Consider the following 2,504-nt stretch of genomic DNA (forward strand, 5'->3'; position numbering starts at 1 on the left):
CTTGATGAGCTCCTGGTCCACCAGGGCCAGAATCTCCTCGCAGCGGGGCTCGCAGATCTCGGCCAGGACGCGTTTGCTCATGGCGCGGCTTTCGCGGCCGCCCACTGAAGGCACGTCGATGCTTTCGTCGACTTTGACCATCTCGGCCAGGGCGCAACCGTTCTCGACCTTGATCTTCTCAGCGCTGGTCATGGGCGTGCGCAGGCCGAAGGCGATGTCGTTGGTCAGGTTGTTGCCCCCAAGCGCCAGCACTGCGGTGTGCTTGATGGAGTCCTTGGAGAAGATGGCGATGTCCGTGGTGCCGCCGCCCAGGTCCACCAGGCATACGCCGATCTCGCGCTCTTCAGCGGAGAGGACGGCCTTGCTGGAGGCCAGGGACTCGAGCACGATGTCGGCCACGTCGAGGCCCGAGCGGTGGCACGAGCGCACGATGTTCTGGGCCGAGGTCACCGCGCCGGTGACGATGTGCACCTTGACCTCAAGCCGCACGCCAGCCATGCCGAGAGGATCGGCGATGCCGCGCTGGTCGTCGACGATGAACTCCTGGGGCAGGGTGTGGATCACCTCGCGGTCCAGGGGGATGGCCACGGCCTTGGCGGCCTCGATGACGCGGTCCACGTCCTTCTGGGTCACCTCGCCGCCCTTGACGGCGATGACTCCGTGGCTGTTGAAACCCTTGATGTGGCTGCCGGCTATGCCGGCGTAGACCGAGTGGATCTCGCAGCCGGCCATCAATTCAGCCTCCTCCAAGGCTTTCTTGATGCTCTGCACGGTCTGCTCGATGTTGACCACCACGCCCCGGCGCAGGCCCGTCGAGGGGCTTGTGCCGATGCCGATGATGTCCACCAGGCCGTCGTCCTTGGCCTCGCCCACCACGGCGCAAATCTTCGTGGTGCCGATGTCCAGGCCGACGATGATGTCGCTCTTGGCCATGTTTTCCTCCCTTGGTTGACTCGCCAAATACCGGGTCTTCCCTATTCTTCCCCGTCAGGAAGGCCCGGGCTTCTGCCTCTTCTCAACTGAAATTTTGCCCCCGCTGGCCTCTATGGCCATCACCTGGCCCGTCTCGCCGCGCAGCTTCAGGTCGCGCCAGACGGTCTCGATGCGGTCGAAATGGGTCGGCCAGTCGTTCAGCTCCGCGCGCACGCGGATGCGCAGCGCGTCGAGGTACAGCTCCACCTGGCCGGACTCCGTGAACTTGACCCAGGCCATCTGCCCCAGGGCGAAGGGCAGAGCCTGCTTGTTCATGCGCGCCACCATGGCCGCCACCACCTCGCGCCGGTCGCCCAGCTCCGGGGCGATCTCGAGCAAGGGCAGCGAGGCGGAATCGCCGGGGGTCAGCTGGGTGATGATCTTGCCCTCGCCATCGGCGAAGTACAGCTGGCCGTCCTGCCGCACCCAGAAGCTGGGCTGGCGCTCCACCAGGGTGATGAAGAGCTTGTCCGGCAGCTCGCGGCGCACGGTGACGAACTCCACCCAGGGGTTCTGTGAAAGTGCGGCCTCCACGCGGGTCACGTTGACGCCCAGGCTGTTCTGCCCCAGGCGCAGGCCCGCGATCTCGAGCACCTGCCCGTAGGCCAGGCGCTGGTTGCCGGAAACGCTGATCTCCGTCAGGCCGAGCGCCGGAGTGGTGGTGACCAGGCGGTAGGTGTAGATGAGCCCCGTGCCCAGCATGCCCAGAATGAGCACCGAGGCCAGGAAGAACACCAGGCCCTTCACCGCGCCGCCCGGGTTGAGCGGCAGCGAGGGGCCGGACTCCTTCCGGGGCCGGTTGATGCGCACCGGGGCCTTGCGGGCCGGTTGCGTCCTGCGCTGCATTCCGCCGGGTCTCAGGTTCATTTGAGCACCACCACTTCCAATTCAAGCTCCACGCCCGCGCCCGTGCGCACGGCGCTTTTGCCCATTTCGAGCAGCTCCAGGGCCTGCGCGGCCGTGCCGCCGCCCTGGTTCACCAGAAAATTCGCATGCACCGGGGAAAAGGCCATGCCGCCAAGCGCCTTGCCGCGCATTCCTGCCTCGTCCAGCAGCCTGCCCGCGCTTTTGCCTTCCGGGTTCTTGAACACGCAGCCCGCGCTTCTGGCGGTGACGGGCTGGCTGGCCTTCTTCTTCGCGTAGGTGGCCTCCATGCGCTGGCGGATGGCCAGGGGCGCATCGGACGCCAGCAGAAATTCCGCCTCCCAGATGAGGGAGAAGCCAGAGCCCGTGCCTGTGTCGAAGTGCCGGTAGCCGAAGGTGCAGTCCTTGGCGTCGCGCCAGAAGAGCCCGGCCTCCGGGGTCCACAGGCGGATGCGGCGCAGCAGCGCGCCCGTCTCCACGCCGTAGGAGCCCGCGTTCATGGCCACGGCCCCGCCCACACGGCCGGGAATGCCGGTGAGGTTCTCCAACCCGGCCAGGCCCAGGCGCTGGCACAGGCCGATGAGCCTGGGCAGGCCGAAGCCCGCGCCCACGCGTACGTGCGCGCCGCCGGGCAGGGGCGAAATTTCCGGCGCGGCGTTGTTCACGGG

At 67.2% G+C, this 2,504-nt stretch carries 3 protein-coding genes; all 3 read right to left on the bottom strand.

From position 1 onward, the window contains the following. A partial coding sequence (ftsA, locus tag VN419_RS09565) for a cell division protein FtsA (RefSeq protein WP_325646889.1) occupies positions 1 to 933 on the bottom strand: 933 nt, incomplete at its 3' end. 54 nt (positions 934 to 987) lie between these two features. Continuing rightward, positions 988 to 1,839 (bottom strand): cell division protein FtsQ/DivIB, encoded by an 852-nt coding sequence (locus VN419_RS09570; protein ID WP_325646891.1) that lies wholly within the window; start codon positions 1,837 to 1,839, stop codon positions 988 to 990. Continuing rightward, positions 1,836 to 2,504: UDP-N-acetylmuramate dehydrogenase (locus VN419_RS09575; RefSeq protein ID WP_325646893.1), on the bottom strand; the 669-nt coding region annotated here is incomplete at its 5' end. The genes VN419_RS09575 and VN419_RS09570, both read right to left, overlap by 4 nt.

Origin of the sequence: Humidesulfovibrio sp. (assembly GCF_035560995.1) — a bacterium.
GTDB lineage: Bacteria > Desulfobacterota > Desulfovibrionia > Desulfovibrionales > Desulfovibrionaceae > Humidesulfovibrio.